General features: G+C 72.6%; 19 protein-coding genes. 7 read left to right on the top strand and 12 right to left on the bottom strand.

Going from position 1 to position 17,298, the window contains the following annotated elements:
* Positions 1 to 4: 4 nt before the first annotated feature.
* On the top strand, positions 5 to 706 hold the full coding sequence (locus ACLB9X_RS16695; RefSeq protein ID WP_410361196.1) for an O-methyltransferase: 702 nt from the start codon (positions 5 to 7) through the stop codon (positions 704 to 706).
* A 153-nt stretch (positions 707 to 859) separates the two neighbouring features.
* Here the strand turns inward: ACLB9X_RS16695 and ACLB9X_RS16700 are convergent, their stop codons facing one another.
* Positions 860 to 1,027, bottom strand: coding sequence for a DUF3117 domain-containing protein (locus ACLB9X_RS16700; RefSeq protein ID WP_003966491.1), 168 nt, complete (start codon positions 1,025 to 1,027; stop codon positions 860 to 862).
* A gap of 312 nt (positions 1,028 to 1,339) precedes the next feature.
* Between ACLB9X_RS16700 and ACLB9X_RS16705 the strand changes: the two genes are divergently transcribed.
* The gene (locus ACLB9X_RS16705; RefSeq protein WP_410361140.1) at positions 1,340 to 2,140 is read left to right on the top strand and encodes an enoyl-CoA hydratase/isomerase family protein; all 801 of its coding nucleotides are present in this window, start codon (positions 1,340 to 1,342) and stop codon (positions 2,138 to 2,140) included.
* A 15-nt stretch (positions 2,141 to 2,155) separates the two neighbouring features.
* On the opposite strand, the gene ACLB9X_RS16710 is transcribed toward ACLB9X_RS16705, so the two are convergent.
* Positions 2,156 to 2,743: a DNA-3-methyladenine glycosylase I gene (locus tag ACLB9X_RS16710; RefSeq protein WP_410361141.1), complete on the bottom strand. Its 588-nt coding sequence runs from the start codon at positions 2,741 to 2,743 to the stop codon at positions 2,156 to 2,158.
* The gene (locus tag ACLB9X_RS16715) at positions 2,740 to 3,093 is read right to left on the bottom strand and encodes a DivIVA domain-containing protein (RefSeq protein WP_410361142.1); all 354 of its coding nucleotides are present in this window, start codon (positions 3,091 to 3,093) and stop codon (positions 2,740 to 2,742) included. Before ACLB9X_RS16715 ends, ACLB9X_RS16710 begins: the two co-directional genes overlap by 4 nt.
* A 118-nt stretch (positions 3,094 to 3,211) precedes the next feature.
* Between ACLB9X_RS16715 and folP the strand changes: the two genes are divergently transcribed.
* Positions 3,212 to 4,072: a dihydropteroate synthase gene (gene folP, locus ACLB9X_RS16720; RefSeq protein ID WP_410361143.1), complete on the top strand. Its 861-nt coding sequence runs from the start codon at positions 3,212 to 3,214 to the stop codon at positions 4,070 to 4,072.
* Positions 4,073 to 4,130: 58 nt separating this feature from the next.
* On the opposite strand, the gene ACLB9X_RS16725 is transcribed toward folP, so the two are convergent.
* Both ACLB9X_RS16725 and dapE read right to left on the bottom strand, forming a co-directional pair.
* Complete coding sequence (locus tag ACLB9X_RS16725; protein WP_410361144.1) at positions 4,131 to 4,883, bottom strand: TIGR00730 family Rossman fold protein; 753 nt, start codon at positions 4,881 to 4,883, stop codon at positions 4,131 to 4,133.
* Between the two features lie 155 nt (positions 4,884 to 5,038).
* Complete coding sequence (gene dapE, locus ACLB9X_RS16730; RefSeq protein ID WP_410361145.1) at positions 5,039 to 6,118, bottom strand: succinyl-diaminopimelate desuccinylase; 1,080 nt, start codon at positions 6,116 to 6,118, stop codon at positions 5,039 to 5,041.
* Between the two features lie 30 nt (positions 6,119 to 6,148).
* Between dapE and ACLB9X_RS16735 the strand changes: the two genes are divergently transcribed.
* Positions 6,149 to 7,099 carry a hypothetical protein gene (locus tag ACLB9X_RS16735; RefSeq protein ID WP_410361146.1) on the top strand — a complete coding sequence of 317 codons (951 nt, stop codon included), beginning with the start codon at positions 6,149 to 6,151 and terminating at the stop codon, positions 7,097 to 7,099.
* 309 nt (positions 7,100 to 7,408) lie between these two features.
* Positions 7,409 to 7,846 (top strand): ATP-binding protein, encoded by a 438-nt coding sequence (locus ACLB9X_RS16740; protein ID WP_410361147.1) that lies wholly within the window; start codon positions 7,409 to 7,411, stop codon positions 7,844 to 7,846.
* 135 nt (positions 7,847 to 7,981) lie between these two features.
* On the opposite strand, the gene dapC is transcribed toward ACLB9X_RS16740, so the two are convergent.
* Both dapC and fdxA read right to left on the bottom strand, forming a co-directional pair.
* Positions 7,982 to 9,076, bottom strand: a complete 1,095-nt coding sequence (dapC, locus tag ACLB9X_RS16745; RefSeq protein ID WP_410361148.1) for a succinyldiaminopimelate transaminase — start codon at positions 9,074 to 9,076, stop codon at positions 7,982 to 7,984.
* Positions 9,077 to 9,239: 163 nt separating this feature from the next.
* Positions 9,240 to 9,560 carry a ferredoxin gene (gene fdxA, locus ACLB9X_RS16750; protein ID WP_003985062.1) on the bottom strand — a complete coding sequence of 107 codons (321 nt, stop codon included), beginning with the start codon at positions 9,558 to 9,560 and terminating at the stop codon, positions 9,240 to 9,242.
* A 114-nt stretch (positions 9,561 to 9,674) separates the two neighbouring features.
* Between fdxA and ACLB9X_RS16755 the strand changes: the two genes are divergently transcribed.
* Together ACLB9X_RS16755 and ACLB9X_RS16760 are read left to right on the top strand one after the other, a co-directional pair.
* Positions 9,675 to 10,670: a GNAT family N-acetyltransferase gene (locus tag ACLB9X_RS16755; protein WP_410361149.1), complete on the top strand. Its 996-nt coding sequence runs from the start codon at positions 9,675 to 9,677 to the stop codon at positions 10,668 to 10,670.
* Positions 10,671 to 10,687: 17 nt separating this feature from the next.
* A complete protein-coding gene (locus tag ACLB9X_RS16760; RefSeq protein ID WP_410361150.1) occupies positions 10,688 to 11,524 on the top strand; it encodes a transglutaminase-like domain-containing protein in 837 nt (278 codons plus the stop codon).
* Between the two features lie 84 nt (positions 11,525 to 11,608).
* On the opposite strand, the gene ACLB9X_RS16765 is transcribed toward ACLB9X_RS16760, so the two are convergent.
* The 5 genes from ACLB9X_RS16765 to ACLB9X_RS16785 all read right to left on the bottom strand — a co-directional run bounded on the left by ACLB9X_RS16765 (position 11,609) and on the right by ACLB9X_RS16785 (position 17,265).
* Positions 11,609 to 12,769, bottom strand: coding sequence for a S8 family peptidase (locus tag ACLB9X_RS16765; RefSeq protein WP_410361151.1), 1,161 nt, complete (start codon positions 12,767 to 12,769; stop codon positions 11,609 to 11,611).
* A 329-nt stretch (positions 12,770 to 13,098) separates the two neighbouring features.
* Positions 13,099 to 15,246: a hypothetical protein gene (locus tag ACLB9X_RS16770; RefSeq protein ID WP_410361152.1), complete on the bottom strand. Its 2,148-nt coding sequence runs from the start codon at positions 15,244 to 15,246 to the stop codon at positions 13,099 to 13,101.
* Positions 15,247 to 15,490: 244 nt separating this feature from the next.
* Positions 15,491 to 16,060 carry a DUF6113 family protein gene (locus tag ACLB9X_RS16775; protein ID WP_410361153.1) on the bottom strand — a complete coding sequence of 190 codons (570 nt, stop codon included), beginning with the start codon at positions 16,058 to 16,060 and terminating at the stop codon, positions 15,491 to 15,493.
* Positions 16,057 to 17,034 carry an N-acetyl-1-D-myo-inositol-2-amino-2-deoxy-alpha-D-glucopyranoside deacetylase gene (gene mshB / locus ACLB9X_RS16780; RefSeq protein WP_410361154.1) on the bottom strand — a complete coding sequence of 326 codons (978 nt, stop codon included), beginning with the start codon at positions 17,032 to 17,034 and terminating at the stop codon, positions 16,057 to 16,059. Before mshB ends, ACLB9X_RS16775 begins: the two co-directional genes overlap by 4 nt.
* A 36-nt stretch (positions 17,035 to 17,070) precedes the next feature.
* Complete coding sequence (locus tag ACLB9X_RS16785; protein WP_177150662.1) at positions 17,071 to 17,265, bottom strand: hypothetical protein; 195 nt, start codon at positions 17,263 to 17,265, stop codon at positions 17,071 to 17,073.
* Between the last annotated feature and the right edge of the window lie 33 nt (positions 17,266 to 17,298).

Consider the following 17,298-nt stretch of genomic DNA (forward strand, 5'->3'; position numbering starts at 1 on the left):
TCCCATCTGCGGGTTCCCGGGCGCAGCGGATACAGTCAGGTCGCGCCAACTACGGGGACAGGAGAGGGTCATTACCGCCAACCGGCAGACGAGCTGGGCGTTCGCCGACGCCTTTGTCGCCGAGGACGACGCTCTGCGCTGGGCCCGCGAGCGGGCCCGGGAAGCAGGGCTGCCCTCGGTGTCGCCCGGCACCGGCTCCGCGCTGCGCCTGCTGGCCGCCACCGCCGACGCCAAGGCCGTGGCCGAGATCGGGACCGGGACCGGTGTCTCGGGGATCTACCTGTTGCAGGGCATGCGGCCCGACGGCGTGCTGACCACGGTCGACCTGGAGCCGGAGCGCCAGCAGTTCGCGCGGGAGGCGTTCCGCGCGGCCGGCTTCGCGGGGAACCGCGCGCGCTTCATCCCGGGCGGCGCGCTGGACGTCCTGCCGCGGCTGGCCGACGGCGGGTACGACCTCGTCTTCTGCGACGGGGACCGTACGGAGTCGCTGGAGTACCTAGCTGAATCGTTGCGCCTGCTCCGTCCGGGCGGGCTGGTCTGCTTCGAGGGCGTGTTCGCGGACGGCCGCACGGTGGACTCGGCGGCGCAGCCGTCGGAGGTGCTGAGGGTGCGGGAGCTGCTGCGTACGGTGCGGGAGAGCCCGGAGCTGCTGCCGACGCTGCTGCCGGTGGGCGACGGCCTGCTCTGCGCGGTCCGGCGCGGCTGACCGCTGCGGCGGGGGCCGCCGCGGCTGACCCGCCCGTGCGCCACCCCGGGACGGGCCGCTGCGCGGCATCAGTCGTCAGCCCCGACGGCCCGCGGGCAGAAAGCGCGCTGCCCCGGCACATGCGTGCCGGGGCAGGCGAAGAATCAGGGCGCGTCAGCCGACGACCTTCTTCAGGGCGTCACCCAATGCGTCGGCTTCGTCCGGAGTCAGCTCGACGACAAGCCGACCGCCGCCTTCGAGCGGAACGCGCATGACGATGCCCCGCCCCTCCTTGGTCACCTCGAGCGGGCCGTCGCCCGTCCGCGGCTTCATGGCCGCCATGCTCGTTCCCCTTCCTGAAACCAGCTCATCGCAGCCGGCGGCCCCATGAGAGGTGCTGTGTCACCGGCATCGAACACATTGCTTCCAGGCCATTATCCCGCATGGCGGGACCCAAAGACCAACATCAGTCGGCATCGCTTACGCAACGCGCTTTCGCAAAACCACCCAATTCGGGGATCGGCCTGCGATACTTCGCCACCCTCCGAAGCCGCCACGACAAGGATTGTTTGACGCAGGTCACATGTCCCCGCCCGGCGATCTCCGCCATGCTGGGCCCCGACATTGCCGTCAGAACCGTAAAGGGGACCCGCCATGGCCGACGCCGTGCTGTACGACGTGAGCGACGGACTCGCGACGATCACGATCAACCGGCCCGAGGCCATGAACGCCATGAACGTCGAGGCGAAGGTCGCGCTGCGGGACGCCGCGCGGGCCGCCGCCGCGGACCCCGGCGTCCGCGCGGTCCTGCTCACGGCGACGGGCAAGGCGTTCTGTGTGGGGCAGGACCTCAAGGAGCACGTGGAGCTGCTGGCCGCGGACCGCGAGTCGGGCAGCGGCGGCACCATGAGCACGGTGCGGGAGCACTACAACCCGATCGTCCGCGCGCTGACCGAGATGCCGAAGCCGGTCGTCGCGGCCGTGAACGGCGTCGCCGCCGGTGCCGGGCTGGGCTTCGCCCTCGCCGCCGACTACCGGATCGTCGCCGACACGGCCAAGTTCACGACGTCGTTCGCGGGCGTGGCGCTGACCGCGGACTCGGGGGTGTCGTGGACGCTGCCCCGGCTGATCGGCCAGAGCCGCGCGGCCGACCTGCTGCTGTTCCCGCGGTCGTTCTCCGCACAGGAGGCGTACGACTGGGGCATCGCGAACCGGCTGGTCCCGGCGGACGAGCTGGCCTCGGAGGCCGTGGCCGTGGCCCGGGGGCTGGCCGAGGGGCCGACGGTCGCGTTCGCCGCGCTGAAGGAGTCGCTGGCGTACGGCGCGAGCCGTTCGCTGAGCGAGGCGCTGGACAAGGAGGAGGAGCTGCAGTCGAAGGCGGGCGCCTCCGAGGACCACGCGATCGCCGTGCAGGCCTTCCTGGCGAAGGAGAAGCCGAAGTACCTCGGACGCTAGGTCCGCTCTGGTGGATCAGGGGCGGGGGCCACGGGCCACGCAGTCGGCGAGGTGGTCGTCGACCAGGCCGCACGCCTGCATCAGGGCGTAGGCCGTCGTCGGTCCGATGAAGCGCAGGCCGCGCTTCTTGAGGGCCTTGGACAGCGCGGTCGACTCGTCGCTGATGGGCGGGACGTCGGCCAGGGTCCGCGGGACCGGGCGCCCGGCCGGATCCGGGGCGTAGGACCAGATCAGTGCGTCGAGCTCGCCGGCGGGCCAGTCGGCGAGCACGCGCGCGTTGGCCATGGCCGCCTCGATCTTGGCGCGGTTGCGGATGATGCCCGTGTCGGCGAGGAGGCGCTCCTGGTCGGCGTCGGTGAACGCCGCGACCGAGGCGATCTTGAAGCCGTCGAAGGCGCTGCGGAAGCCCTCCCGGCGGCGCAGGATCGTGATCCAGGACAGGCCGGACTGGAAGGCTTCCAGGCAGAGCCGCTCGAACAGGGCGTCGTCGCCGTGGACGGGGCGGCCCCACTCCTCGTCGTGGTAGGCCACGTAGTCCGCGGTGGACAGGCCCCAGGGGCAGCGCAGCACGCCGTCGGGGCCGGGCACGGCGCCGGCGCTCATCGCTCCGGCTCCTCTTCCGGCTTGCCGAACAGGTCGCGCGGGCCGGCCGCGCTCGCCCGCGCGCCGGCCAGCGCCGACTCCAGCTCCGCGATACGCGCGTCCCGCTCGGCGAGCTCGGCGCCGAGCCGGTCCAGGACGTCGTCGACGTTGTCCATGCGGTAGCCGCGCGGGGCCACGGGCAGACGCAGGGCCTCCACGTCCGCGCGGCCCAGCGGGCGGTTGACCGGGAGGGGGTCGGTCAGCTGCTCGGGCGCCGCCTCGGGCAGGGCCGCGCTGTCGCCGCCGCCGACGACGGCGAGCGTGACCGCGGCGACGACCACGACCATCGCGATCAGCAAGAACAAGAACACGAGCGACCCTCTCCCCTGACGACCTGGGAACGCCCCGGCGGAACACTCCCGTGCCGATCGTGCCACGGGACACTGACAGTAGGGTCGCAGGGCGGACGATCTGAGGAGGAAACTGCGGATGCTGCGGCTGGGACGGCGCGAGTTCGACGCGCACGAGCCGGTGATCATGGCGATCGTGAACCGGACGCCCGACTCCTTCTACGACCAGGGCGCCACGTTCCGCGACGAGCCCGCGCTGGCCCGGGTCGAGCAGGCCGTGGCCGAGGGCGCGGCCATCATCGACATCGGCGGGGTGAAGGCGGGGCCCGGCGAGGAGGTGAGCGCCGAGGAGGAGGCGCGGCGCACGGTGGGGTTCGTGGCCGAGGTCCGCCGGCGCCACCCGGACGTGGTGATCAGCGTCGACACGTGGCGGCACGACGTGGGCGAGGCGGTGTGCGAGGCGGGCGCCGACATGCTGAACGACGCGTGGGGCGGGGTCGACCCGCGGCTGGCCGAGGTCGCCGCGCGGTACGGCGCCGGTCTGGTGTGCACGCACGCGGGCGGCGCCGAGCCGCGGACGCGCCCGCACCGGGTGGCGTACGACGACGTCATGGCGGACATCCTGCGGGTCACCGTCGGGCTCGCCGAGCGGGCCGTCGGGCTGGGTGTACGCCGGGACGGGATCATGATCGACCCCGGCCACGACTTCGGGAAGAACACCCGGCACAGTCTGGAGGCGACCCGCAGGCTGGGGGAGATGACGGCGACCGGCTGGCCGGTGCTGGTCTCGCTGTCGAACAAGGACTTCGTCGGCGAGACGCTCGACAAGCCGGTCAAGGAGCGGGTGCTCGGCACGCTGGCGACGACCGCCGTCTCGGCCTGGCTCGGGGCGCAGGTCTACCGGGTGCACGAGGTGGCCGAGACCAAGCAGGTGCTGGACATGGTCGCGGCGATCGCGGGCCACCGTCCGCCGACGGTCGCCCGACGGGGACTGGCCTGACGGCGGGGCCGCCGGTGCGCTCCCGGGGACGTCCGGGGCACACCGGCGGCGTACGGGTCTACCTGCCGGTCTCCTTGGTGACCATGGAGACCGCCTCCGCCACGTCGTCCGTGACGTGGAAGAGCAGCAGGTCACGCTCCGACGCCTTGCCCTGCGCGACCACGGTGTTGCGCAGCCAGTCGACCAGGCCGCTCCAGTACGTGGTGCCGAACAGGACGATCGGGAAGCGGGTCACCTTGCGGGTCTGGACGAGCGTGAGCGCCTCGAACAGCTCGTCCAGGGTGCCGAGCCCCCCGGGCAGCACGACGAAGCCCTGCGCGTACTTCACGAACATCGTCTTGCGGACGAAGAAGTAGCGGAAGTTCACGCCGATGTCGACGTGCTGGTTGATGCCCTGCTCGAAGGGCAGCTCGATGCCGAGACCGACGGAGATCCCCTTGCCCTCCCGTGCGCCCTTGTTGGCGGCCTCCATGGCGCCCGGCCCGCCGCCGGTGATCACGGCGAAGCCCGCGTCGACCAGTGCCCGGCCGAGCTTCACCCCGACCTCGTACTCCGGCGACCCGGGGCGGGTGCGGGCGGAGCCGAAGACGCTGATGGCGCTGGGCAGTTCGGCCAGCGCGCCGAAGCCCTCGACGAACTCCGACTGGATGCGCATGACCCGCCAGGGGTCGGTGTGCACCCACTGGGAGTCGCCTTCGGTGTCCAGCAGCCGCTGGTCGGTGGTGGTCGGCTGGACCTGTTCCCTTCGGCGCAGTACCGGTCCCAGTCGCTGCTCCTCCAGCGCGCGCAAACCCTCGGAGTTGCTGCTCATGACCTGCTCCCTCCGCCGAACATCATTTTTCTTCGGGCCAGGGTAGGTCGGCGGACGTTAAGAATGGCGAAATCGGGGCGATCCGCCGGCGTTCGATGTGCGGAAGCACAGCCGCCGTGCCGGGCCGGTCAGTGCCCGCACGGCGGCCGGGGCGGTCAGGCGGTGAGCCACTCCCGTAGCCGCTCCTCGCAGTGCGTGATCTTGTCGGCGACCACGCGCTCGTCCCGCTTGTGGGCGAGAAGCGCGTCGCCGGGGCCGTAGTTGACGGCCGGCACTCCGAGGGCGCTGAACCGTGAGACGTCCGTCCAGCCGAACTTGGGCTGCGCGGTGCCGCCGACGGCGGCCATGAACGCGGCCGCTGCCGGGTGCGAGAGTCCGGGCAACGCGCCGCCTGTGTGGTCGTCCACCACGAATTCGCTCACTCCGCAGTCGGCGAACACCTCACGGACGTGGGCTTCGGCCTCCTCCATGCTGCGGTCGGGCGCGTAGCGGTAGTTGACGACCACGGTGCACGCGTCGGGGATGACATTGGTGGCCACACCGCCCTCAATGCCCACGGCGTTGAGGCCCTCGCGGTACTCGAGTCCGTCGATGACCGGCCGGCGCGGTTCGTAGGCGGCAAGGCGGGCGAGGATCGGGGCGGCGGCGTGAATGGCGTTGGACCCCATCCAGCTGCGCGCGGAGTGGGCGCGCTCACCCTCCGTGCGGAGGTGGACGCGCAGCGTGCCCTGACAGCCGCCCTCGACCTGGGCGTCGGAGGGCTCCAGCAGGACCGCGAAGTCGCCCGTGAGCCAGTCGGGGTGGGCGTCGGCCACATGACCAAGGCCGTTCAGGTGTGCTGCGACCTCCTCGTTGTCGTAGAAGACGAACGTGAGGTCGCGGTTCGGCTCGGGAACGGTGGCCGCGATGCGCAGCTGGACGGCGACGCCCGACTTCATGTCGCTGGTGCCGCAGCCCCACAGGATGCCGTTCTCGTCGAGACGCGAGGGGAGGTTTCCCGCCACCGGCACAGTGTCGATGTGCCCGGCGAGCACGACGCGCTCGGCCCGCCCCAGGTGCGTACGGGCCACGACGTTGTTGCCGTACCGGTCGACGGTGAGGTGGGGCAGGGGGCGCAGGGCCTGCTCGATGGCGTCGGCGAGGGGCTTCTCCTCGCCGCTGACCGAGCGGAAGTCGACCAGCGCTGCAGTGAGCGCCGGGCCGTCCTGGGTGAGGTCGAGCACGGTTTCGGGCATGGCTCAGACCCTAACGCCACCTCCAGTACCGTGGGCGTCGTGTCCGAGACCGCCTCCCCTGTCCGGCGCGGCCGCCTCCTTCGCTTCGCGGCCGCGCTCCTCGTGCTGCTGGCTCTCATCGGCTACGTCGTCGTGCAGTACAGGACCGGCGGCGGCCCGCCGCGCTGCGTCGTGCGCACGGCGGAGGACGGCGGCACCTCGTACGAGCTGTCGGCGGAGCAGGCGGACAACGCGGCAACGATCTCGGCGGTCGGCACCACCCGGGGCATGCCCCAGCGCGCGGTCACCATCGCGCTCGCGACCGCGCTCCAGGAGTCGGCACTGCGCAACATCGAGCACGGCGACCGTGACTCGCTCGGCCTGTTCCAGCAGCGTCCCTCGCAGGGCTGGGGCACGCCGCAGCAGATCCTCGACCCGGTGTACGCGGCCGGGAAGTTCTACGACCATCTCGCCGAGGTGCCCGGGTACTCGCGGCTGCCGCTGACCGTGGCCGCCCAGCGCGTCCAGCGCAGCGGCTTCCCGCAGGCGTACGCGAAACACGAGCCGGACGCCACGCTGCTGGCGGCGGCGCTCACGGGCCGTGCGGCGGCCACGCTGACCTGCGAGTCCCGCGAGGGCGAGCGGTCCGGCGACCCGGTGCGGCTGCGGTCGGAGCTGGTGCGCGCCTTCGGGTCCGACGTGCTGCCGCGCGGCGGTGCGGGTCGCGGGAGCGCCGGCGCCGAGGACACGACGGAGCTCGCCGTTCCGGTGTCGTCGACGGCGGCGGACGGGGGCGCGGCGTCCCGGCGGGGCTGGGAGCTGGCGCACTGGGCGGTGGCCCGTGCGGACGTGCTGCGCATCGCGGAGGTCTCGTACGGGGGCCGGGTCTGGAGCGCGGAGAGGTCCGGGGAGGGCTGGCGCACGGAGCCCTCCGGCGCGGGCGCGCCCGGCGGCACCGCCGATCAGGGCACGGGCGACGTCCGTATGCGGCTCGCACAGTAGTCCGTCGCCTCGCTCGAAGGAGGCATTCCACTCGCTTCGCCCGGAGGGTCTGCGGCTCGGTCGCGCCGGCCCGGGTCCATGCCCCGAATCCCTTTGCCCGCAAGGGAAGTGACGGTTCGCCGCCGTACCGGACATGGCATCGTTTGCCCGTTTTCCCGTGAAACCGATTATGCGACGCGTTACCAATTCTTTACCCCAGGGCACCGCAACTTCCCCCGCACTCTCCACGGTTGTCAGGTCGTCCGTACGCCGGACAGCACGATCACGCACCACGCACAGTCCGAACGTCCTCTCGCTTCAAGGAGCATCATGTCCCTCCCCCTGACCCGTCGGATCGCCCGTGCCGCGCTGCTCATCGCGGCGGGAGCAGCTCCCGTGGTCGGTGCGGCCGGCTCCGCAGGCGCCGTGGAGATCCCCGAGGCCCCGGTCGGCGGCCTGACGGCCCTCGACTCGGACAACGTCGACGGCACGGTCGACCGAGTCTCGAGGGAGACCACCAAGGTGGCCCGCCAGGTCGGCGGCAAGCCGGTCGAGAAGGCCGCGCCCGCCGCGACCAGGACCGTCGGCAAGGCCGTCGGCAAGGCGGCCAGGACGGCCGCCCCGGTCGCCACGAAGGCCGCCGGTGAGACCGCCGGTGAGGCGGGCGGCCTGATCGGCGGCGCCACCAAGGGCGGTCTGCCGACCGACTCGCTCGGCCGTGGCGGGATGCCCACCGGCACGCTCGGCGGTCTGCCGCTGGGCGGCTGATCCGCCGCCGGCCCCTCGACGCGTCGGCGGGCCGAGGGACCGACCGGCACGGTGAACGCGAAGGGCCCGGGAGCCGCTGCTCCCGGGCCCTTCCGCACATCCGGTGCGACGACGGCGCCCGGGAACGGTAAAAGCTCAGCCAAGCCGCTTCACGGCCGCCTCGACCCGCTCGTCGGTCGCCGTGAAGGCCACCCGTACGAACCGCTCGCCCGCCTGCCCGTAGAAGTCGCCGGGCGCGACGAGGATGCCGAGGTCCGCCAGGTACCCGACGGTCTCCCAGCACGGCTCGTCCCGCGTCGCCCACAGGTACAGGCTGGCCTCGCTGTGCTCGATGCGGAAGCCGTGCGCCTCGAGCGCCGAGCGCAGCGCCGTGCGGCGGGCCGCGTACCGGGCACGCTGCTCGGTGACGTGCGCGTCGTCGCCGAGGGCGGCGACGGTCGCCGCCTGTACGGGAGCCGGGGTCATCATTCCGCCGTGCTTGCGGATCCGGAGCAGTTCGCCGAGCACGTCCGCGTCACCGGCGATGAACGCGGCACGGTACCCGGCGAGGTTCGAGCGCTTGGAGAGCGAGTGGACGGCGACGACGCCCTCGTACGTGCCGCCGCAGACGTCCGGGTGCAGCACGGACACCGGCTCGGCCTCCCAGCCGAGCTCCAGGTAGCACTCGTCGCTGAAGACCAGCACGCCGTGCTCGCGCGCCCAGGCGACGATACGGATCAGCTCGTCCTTGGCCAGCACCTTGCCCGTGGGGTTGGACGGCGAGTTCAGCCACAGCAGCTTGAGGCCGGCCGGATCGAGCTCCGTGGGGTCGTCGTAGACGACGGGCTCCGCGCCGCACAGGCGCGCGCCCACCTCGTACGTCGGGTAGGCGAGCCGGGGGTGGGCGACCTTGTCCCCCGCGCCGAGGCCGAGCTGCGTCGGCAGCCAGGCCACCAGTTCCTTGGAGCCGACGACGGGCAGGACGTTGGTGTGCCCGGCGTTCACCGCGCCGAGCCGGCGCTCCACCCAGCCCACCAGCGCGTCCCGCAGCGGGGCCGTGCCCCACACCGTGGGGTAGCCGGGCGAGTCGGCGGCGGCCACGAGCGCCTGCTGGATCAGCGGGGGCACCGGGTCGACGGGCGTGCCGACGGAGAGGTCGACGATGCCGTCCGGGTGGCCCGCGGCCGTCGCCTTGTACGGCTCGAGCTTGTCCCAGGGGAAGACGGGGAGGCGCGAAGAGACTGAGGCCACGGCGGCGCTCGCTTTCTGGTACGTGGGCGTCAAACGCCTCGGTCCCGTACGGACGACGAGCCGTACGGGACCGGAGGATGCGGATCGGATCTGCCGTCCCGCGGCGGATCAGCGGCTCAGCGGCCGATCCGCCGGCGAAGGGCGGCTCGGTCCGGGCGGCTGATCAGCCGTTCTGCGGGGGCAGCGCGGCGATGAAGGGGTGGTCGCGCTCGATCAGGCCGAGCTTGGAGGCACCACCGGGCGAACCGAGCTCGTCGAAGAACTCGACGTTCGCCTTGTAGTAGTCCTTCCACTCCTCCGGGGTGTCGTCCTCGTAGAAGATGGCCTCCACGGGGCAGACCGGCTCACAAGCACCGCAGTCGACGCATTCGTCCGGGTGGATGTACAAGGACCGGGAGCCCTCGTAGATGCAGTCGACGGGGCACTCCTCGATGCACGCCTTGTCCTTGACGTCGACACAAGGCTGCGCGATGACGTAGGTCACGCTGTCGTTCCTCCTCGGTAAGGGCTGGCTTGCGCGGGAGCGCGGCGTCGTCGATGCCCGCCCCTAGTATCTCCGTTCTTGGCAACGATCCGAACAGGAGGGGCTCGCAGAGCTGTGGAATTCACTGCCGGCGGACGACTCAATATCCGTATTACACCTGATGACGTGGGGAAACGAGTCTCCGTCCGGACCCTGGACGCGGCCGGCGGCCCGGGACACGCCTTCACCGACACGGTCGGTGTTCTCACATCATGGACCAGAGGTGTGCTGCTGATCACACGGCGGACCGGCGAAGTCGTCCACATCGCGGAATCGTCCCTGGTCGCGGGCAAGGTCGTGCCTGCGGCACCGGCCCGGCGCAGGGGTCCGGCGGCCGGTTTCGAGGAGCTCGCGCGGGTGATGGCCAGGGCGTGGCAGCCGGTGGAGAGCGAGCGGCTCGGGGACTGGGAGCTGCGGGCGTCGTCCGGCTTCACCCGGCGCGCCAATTCGGTGCTGGCGCTCGGCGACCCGGGGATGGAGCTCGACGCGGCGCTGGAGCGGGTGCGCGACTGGTACGGGCGGCGCGGTCTGCCGGCGTACGTGCAGACCGCGACCGGCGCCGCGGGCACACAGGAGGAGCTGTGCGCCGCGCTGGAGGAGCGCGGCTGGCGGCGCGAGGTCTCGGCCGAGGCGCAGGTCGGCGGCCTCGCGCCGGTCGGCGATCTGGACGCGGACGTCACGCGGGTGCAGCTGGCGCGCACCGTCGACGAGACCTGGCTGCGGCGCTACCAGCGGTCCGGTGTGCCGGGCCCCCATGTGCTCCAGGTCCTGGGCAGCGGCCCTTCGGTGTGGTTCGCCACCGTGCCGGGCACCGGGGAGGTGCCCGCGGCGATCGGCCGATGTGTGGTCGACGCACGCTGGGCGGGCTTCATGGCCGTGGAGGTCGACCCCGAGTACCGCCGTCAGGGTCTCGCCAGGGCGGTCATGGCGGCCCTCGCCCGCCGGGCACTGGAGGAGGGCGCGTCGGCCGCGTGGCTGCAGGTGGAGACGGACAACGAGGCGGCCCGCGCCCTCTACGCAGGCATGGGCTTCGCGGTCCACCACCACTACCACCACTTCCGAGCGGCGTAGACGGGTACGAGAGGCGTATGCAGCACGATTCCCGGCGGCAGGCCTGGCGGGAGCGGTTCGCCGACGAGGCCCGCGCCGAACGTTCCGACCTGGCCCTGCTGTGCCTGCTCGTCGGCACGCAGGCGGACCCCGCGCTGGACGAGGCGGGCATCGACGAGGCCCAGATCGAACTGGACCGCCTGGCGGGGATGCTGCCGTACGGGCTCACGACGCCCCGCGCCTGGGCGAGGGCGCTGGCGGACCTGCTCGGCGGCCGGGAGGGCTTCCACGGCAGCCCGGCGGACTACGAGAACCTGGCCTCCTCGCTGCTGCACGAGGTGCTGCGCCGCCGCCGCGGCCTGCCGATCCTGCTGTCGGTCGTCTGGACGGAGGTCGCCCGCCGGGCGGGCGGGCACGTGTACGGCGTGGCCCTGCCCGGCCACTTCGTGGTCGGCTTCGGCGAGGCGGACGCGCAGGTCCTCGCGGACCCGTTCGCCGCGGGCCGGCTGCTGACGGCACAGGACACGGAACTCCTCGTCGCGAGCACGACGGGCGCGCCGCTGACCCCGTCGATGCTGGTGCCCGCGGACCCGCTCGCGGTGGTCTCGCGCGTCCTGAACAACATCCGGGCCTGGGCGGCGCCCCGCCCCGAGCGCTCGGACGTGGCCCTCTGGGCGCTCGACCTGCTCCTCCTGCTCCCCGCCCACCCGGCCCGGCTGCGCTACGAGCGGGCCCAACTGCTCGTCCAGCGCGGCGAGTTCCTCACCGGCGCGGCGGAGATGGAGGCGTACGCGGACGTGGTGTCCGCGGTGGATCCCCCGACCGCCGAGGCGATCATGGCCCGGGCCCGGGCGGCACGGGCGATGCTGAACTGACGGGGCGGAGATCCACCACGGCGGGCCGGGCCGCGGGACCGGCCCGGCCGTGGTGGCCGGGCCGGTCGGGAACGGGCGGTGCACTCAGAGCGCGTTCTTGTAGAGGAGCACGTTGGGGGTGCCCGCCGGGTTGTTCTTGATCGCACCCTTGGTGGCGTTGGTGATGATCCAGCTGTTCACCGTGGCGGAGGACGCGTCGCCCTTGGCGCCCTTGTAGAGCGCTCCGACGCCCGCGACGTGCGGGCTGGCCATCGAGGTGCCGCTGATGGTGTTGGTGCGGCCGAGGAGCCAGGTGGAGGTGATGCCGACTCCCGGTGCGTACGTCTCGACGCAGGAGCCGTGATTGGTGAAGGAGGCGGCGGTGTCCGTCTTGTCGGACGCGGCGACCGTCATCACGCCGGAGGCGCTCGCCGGCGAGGTCTGGCAGGCGTCCTCGCCGTCGTTGCCCGCCGCGACGGCGAGGAAGACACCCGAGTTGTTGAGGTTGGCGGCCGCGCTGTTGACGGTGGCGGAGAAGCCGCCGCCGAGGGACATGTTGGCGACGGCCGGCTTGACCGCGTGCGTGCGGACCCAGTCCATGCCCTCGATCACGTCGGCGTTGGTGCCGAGGCCGGCGCAGTTGAGGACGCGTACGCCGCGCAGCTTGACGCCCTTGGCCACGCCGTAGGCGGAGCCGCCGATGGTGCCGGCGACGTGGGTCCCGTGGCCGTTGCAGTCCAGGCCGGTGCCTTCGAGGGTGGCGTCGTAGGCGATCGCGGCCCGGCCGCCGAAGTCGGGGTGGCCCGGGTCGATGCCGGTGTCGATGACGTACGCCGTCACGTTCGAGGCCGTGGTCGTGTAGCCGTACGTGGTGGACAGCGGCAGGGTGCGCTGGTCGATGCGGTCCAGGCCCCAGGTCGCGTTGTTCTGGGTGGCGCCGGCCCGGACCACCTGGTCCTCCTCGATCCGCGTCACCGACGGGTGCTTGCGCAGGGCCGTCAGCTGACCGGGAGTGAGCTTGGCGGCGAAGCCGTCGATGACGGCGTCGTAGGTGTGCTGCGGCCGCACACCCGCGAGGCGGGCCAGCCCTGCGGCGCTCGTACCGGATTTGAGGGTGACGATGTAGTGACCGGGGACGGCCTTGCCGGTGGCGCGGACCACCTCGACCAGCGGGTCGTTCGATGGGGTCGCGGCCTCCGCGGTGGCGGGCAGTGCGGCCATGGCGAGGGGGATCGCCATCAGGGCGGCGGCAGTTCGTGTCTTCACGTGGTGCCAGTCCTCCTTGTCGACGTCCGCCGGGGGTTCACCGCGGCTGGACGTTCCATGTGGGGGGGACAGGGAACGTATGAGCGACGTACCGCCGGTAGCAAGAGGTTGGACACGGTTTTCTTCACGAACGGAGGAACATCCCTCACTTCACGGCCCGTCACCCTACATGTCGGACCAACTCCCTTTTGGGCCACGGGATTTCAGGACATGCGCGACAACGGTTATGAACCGGCACGAGCCCCGCGGCCGGCGTCGCGCCCCCGCACGCGGCAAAGCCCCCGCCCGGACTCGGGCAGGGGCTTCGACCAGCTATTCGCTCAGGCCGCTCAGTTCGGGTCGAGCGAGATCACGGCCGTCCGCTCCGCCGGCGTCTTGCCGCGCAGAGCCGGCCCCATCGCCTGGGCCACGTCGTCGGCGGACACCTCGTGCTGCTTGCCGTCGCCCTTGGTGATCATGACGCCGTCGAAGACACCGTCCAGCAGCTCCTCGATGGCCCGCTTGTCGTAGACCTCGACCAGCTTCCCGTCGATCGGCTTCATGGAGAGGATCTTCGGCAGGGACTTCGCCGGTCCGAACTGGATCGACTTGTCACCTGCCTTGATCGTGATCAGGCCGGACATGGCGGGCTGCGCGAACTCCTTCATGGCCCGGTCCAGTTCCGCCTGCGTGATCGTCGGCTCGCGGGTGGCCACCGGGAGTTCGACCACGTTCGGCCTGCCCGTCTCGACCTGCGCGCGGTACGCGTCCTTCACCGAGATCATCGAGCGGCCGACGTCCAGGGACTGGCCCGCCTTGCCGGGCACGGCGACCGCCTTGCCCGGCTCGAAACGGATCGTGCCGTCCGCGGCCGAACCCGAGGTGCCCGCGAGATCCGCGAGCGCCACGCTGAGCTTCTCCTCGTCGACGAGGATCACCGGCTCGGCGACGCGCTCGCCCCCGAAGAGGGAACCGATCACCGACACCGGGTTGTAGTCGCTGCCCGCGGCGGCGCGCACGGTCGCCTGACTGTCCAGGGACAGGCCCGCCAGGTCCGGGGCGAGTTCGGCCTTATTGCCGCCGACCGAGAGCTGGAGCGGCGTCCTGGCCCGCTCGCCGAGCGCCGCGTCCAGCTTGTTGACGGCCTCGTCCCGCGTGCCGCCGCCGATGTCGACCCCCAGGACGGTGGTGCTCTTCGGCACGTCCGAGTGGTTGAGCAGCAGACCGGCGCCGTACGCGATGCCGAGCAGGCCGATCACGCCGGCGCCCACGAGCGCCAGCTTGGAGCGGCCCTTCTTCGCGGGCGCGGGCGCGGGCCGGGGCGCCGGCCGCGGCTCCGCGGCGGAGACGGGTCCGGCCGGGCCCGCCGGACCGCCGCCCGAGCCGGCCGGGAACTCCGGCGCGGAGAACTCGGGGTCCGGCCCGTGCGGGTCGCCCAGCGTCGGGAACGGGGAGCGGTGCTCCTCGGGGACCACGGGAATGCCGCTGGTCAGGGTGTCGCCGGAGACGTAGCCGGGGCCCGGTCCGGGCGCGGGCCTCTGCGGGGTGAGCACCGCGGTGTCGTCGGACATCCGGGGCGCGCCGCCGGGCATTCCGCCGGGCGCCATCGTGCCGGTGGCGGGGCCGGACGTGGGGCCCGCCGGCCCGGAAAGACCCGGTCCCCCCGGCGGGCGTACGCCCAGCGGGGGCGTGTTGCGGCCGGGGGCGAAGCTGTTGCCGCCCCGGCCGGGGCCCTCCTGACCGGGGCCCGCCTGGCCACGCCCGCCACCAGGGCCGTTCGGACCGTTCGGGCCGGGCACGCCGGATCCGTTCGGGCCGGGCGCGCCGCCGGTGGCGGGACGGGGGCCGTCCGGGAAGTACGGGGTGCCCATGCCGGGAGGCGTGCCGTTGCCGCCGCGCGGGCGCGTGGGGAGCGGAGGCACGGCGGCGTCCTCGGCGAGTGCCGCGAGTGCCGAGGTGCGAGGAGCGCCGTCGTCGGCGCCCGGCCCCTTGGGCCCGCCGTTCGCGGAACCGCCGCCCGCCGGACCGCCCTGCGGCGCCGGTGCCGGGCTCGCGGGCTTGCGCGGTGCGAACCAGTCGCTCGCCGCGGGCTTCCCCTCGGCAGCCGGAGCCTGAGCCGTCTCCTGGGCCGCGCTGGGCCGGGGGATGCTGCTGGTGCGCTCGCCCTCGCCCTCCCCCGATCCGGTGTCGGCATCGGCGTCGGCCGACGCCCCGTTCCGCCCGGCGGCGTCGACGTCGCTCATCGGCGTACGCATCACGACGGGCGGGATCGGCCGTGACCCCGGGATGTTGATCCGGATCCGCGTCGTCAGCGTCGTCTCGGTCTTCTTCTCCTCCGGCTGCCGCGGGAAAGCGGCGCCGGCGCCCTCGTCCGGAGCGTCCTGCGTCGGATGCAGCGACGGATACTGGCGGGATCCGTACGGCGGTGTTCCCGAGGGGTACGCGGCTCCACCGCGCCCCTGCGGGCCGGAGGACGAACTGTCAGTTTCACGACTCAAAGCAGGTTCTCCCGGTTGGCTTCGCCGCCCGTTCTTACTGGACAGCTACTGCTGCGGGCGGCTCGGCGGCGCGCACCACCATACTGGCCACCGCCGACGCACACCCGGGGACCGCGGGAAGCGGCCCCCGGCGGCCCTACGGCGGGCCGTACGGGCACGGCCGGTTCAGGGACTTCCCGGCCCGCCGGTCGACCCACCCTAGGGGTCCGCCGAACCGGCTGCGTGCTGGGGGTACGGGCTGCGGCTACCCGCCAAGTCGGCCCGGCCCGCCGCCCGGTTGCGACAGCCGCGACATGGTGGCACAGATCACAGCGGTGGCCATGCCGCCGAGCATGTAGACGAGCGGCGCGATCCCGGAGGTGAACATGGCGTCGCCCTCGGGCCGTCCGACACTGAGGACGACGATCGACAGCAGCCAGCCGACAGCGGACGCGGCCACCCCGAGCTGGCCTCCGGTCGCGCGCAGCGAGCCGTAGAACAAGGCGGCTGTGGCGGCCAGCGCGAGCGCCAAACCGCCCGGGAACCAGGCACCTTGGACCAGCGAGCCCGCGATGCCGACGACAGCGCCGAGTAGCGCGAGACCGACGTACGCGACGGCTCGGCCGGGCCGCGGGGGGCGGGCGGGGAAGAACCCGGCGGCACCACCGCCCGGCCCGTGCCCACCGCCCGGCCCGGTCGTCCCGCCGGAACCGGCCGCTGTGCCCTGCCCCTTCGCGTCGCTCCTGCCGGTCGCGCCGGCCCGCCCGCGCGTTCCGCTCTTCCCTGTCGTGTCGGCCCGCCCGCGCGTTCCGCCCTTTCCGGTTGTTCCACTCATGTGGTCACCCCCGAAGTTCCCTCAGGATCCTCACCTCGTGAGACCTTCCCAAATGCCGCGTTTCCCGCGAGCTCATCCCGAACCCCGGCCTCCGCGAGCCCCGCGAAGAGGTCGTGCTCGCGCTCGCCGGCCGGCGCTCCGGAGGTCCCGACGGCCAACTGGTAGTACTCGGTGGTGAACAGCGGCTGCCCCAGGTCGTTGGAGAGGGCGAAGAAGGCGCCGTCCACGGCGATCTGGGTGGCGTGCGCGCGCATCGCGGCCGCCTTGCGCTCCGCGTACGCGGTGCCGTCGATCTCCGCGGTGATCTCGGAGTCCGCCACCACGCCCGGAATGTCGGCGATCTCCGCGATGCCGGGGAAGTCCGCCCCGGCGGCGCGCAGCCGCGCGAATCCCTCCGCGGCGGCCGACCGCGGGACCCGGTTCCAGTAGATCTTGGCGATGGTGTGCGGGTCGCCGAGGTCGCGCCGGTAGGCGGGCTCGGCGGCCAGCTCGGCGGCGCGCATCGCGACGCGGTGCGTCTGGATGTGGTCGGGGTGCCCGTATCCCCCGTCGGGGTCGTACGTCACCATCACCTGGGGGCGCACGGAGCGGATGATCTCCACGAGGTGTGCGGCGGCCTCGTCGACCTCGGTGTTCCAGAACGCACCCTCGCGGCGGTTCTGCTCGACGCCCATCATTCCCGAGTCACGGAACCGGCCCTGGCCGCCGAGGAAGCGGTGGTCGGTGACGCCCAGCTCCTTCATCGCGGCGGCCAGTTCGCCCGCGCGGTGGGGGCCCAGCCGGTCCTCCCGGTCGGGCGCGAGATGGGCGAGATCGACCGGGATGACCTCGCCCTCCTCGCCGAGGGTGCAGGTCACCAGGGTGACCTGCGCGCCGGAGGCCGCGTACAGGGCCATCGTGGCGCCGTTGTTGATCGACTCGTCGTCCGGGTGCGCGTGCACCAGGAGCAGACGACGGGTGCGGTGATCCTTCATACGGGACAGACTAGGCCCCCGTGCCGAAAGGCCTGCTCAGAACTTGATGCCCCCGATCATTCCCGCCACATTCGTGGTCAGCTCCGTGATCGTCGGAGCCACCGAGGAGCTGGCGAGGTAGAACCCGAGCAACACGCAGACCGCCGCATGTCCGCCCTTCAATCCGGCTTTCCGGATCAGCAGGAAGACGACGATCGCCAGCAGCACCACCGCCGAAATCGAGAGTGCCACGGCGGTTCACCTCCACAGATATTCGGTCGGGAC

The organism is Streptomyces sp. 5K101, assembly GCF_046506645.1.
Taxonomy (GTDB): domain Bacteria; phylum Actinomycetota; class Actinomycetes; order Streptomycetales; family Streptomycetaceae; genus Streptomyces.

Excerpts from the sequence above, each read along its gene's own strand:
- dapE (WP_410361145.1), bottom strand. The coding sequence starts at position 6,118 with ATGCCCGAAACCGTGCTCGACCTCACCCAGGACGGCCCGGCGCTCACT.
- ACLB9X_RS16710 (WP_410361141.1), bottom strand. The coding sequence starts at position 2,743 with ATGAGCGCCGGCGCCGTGCCCGGCCCCGACGGCGTGCTGCGCTGCCCC.
- ACLB9X_RS16705 (WP_410361140.1), top strand. The coding sequence starts at position 1,340 with ATGGCCGACGCCGTGCTGTACGACGTGAGCGACGGACTCGCGACGATC.
- ACLB9X_RS16700 (WP_003966491.1), bottom strand. The coding sequence starts at position 1,027 with ATGGCGGCCATGAAGCCGCGGACGGGCGACGGCCCGCTCGAGGTGACC.
- ACLB9X_RS16775 (WP_410361153.1), bottom strand. The coding sequence starts at position 16,060 with ATGAGTGGAACAACCGGAAAGGGCGGAACGCGCGGGCGGGCCGACACG.
- ACLB9X_RS16760 (WP_410361150.1), top strand. The coding sequence starts at position 10,688 with ATGCAGCACGATTCCCGGCGGCAGGCCTGGCGGGAGCGGTTCGCCGAC.
- mshB (WP_410361154.1), bottom strand. The coding sequence starts at position 17,034 with ATGAAGGATCACCGCACCCGTCGTCTGCTCCTGGTGCACGCGCACCCG.
- ACLB9X_RS16740 (WP_410361147.1), top strand. The coding sequence starts at position 7,409 with ATGTCCCTCCCCCTGACCCGTCGGATCGCCCGTGCCGCGCTGCTCATC.
- ACLB9X_RS16725 (WP_410361144.1), bottom strand. The coding sequence starts at position 4,883 with ATGAGCAGCAACTCCGAGGGTTTGCGCGCGCTGGAGGAGCAGCGACTG.
- folP (WP_410361143.1), top strand. The coding sequence starts at position 3,212 with ATGCTGCGGCTGGGACGGCGCGAGTTCGACGCGCACGAGCCGGTGATC.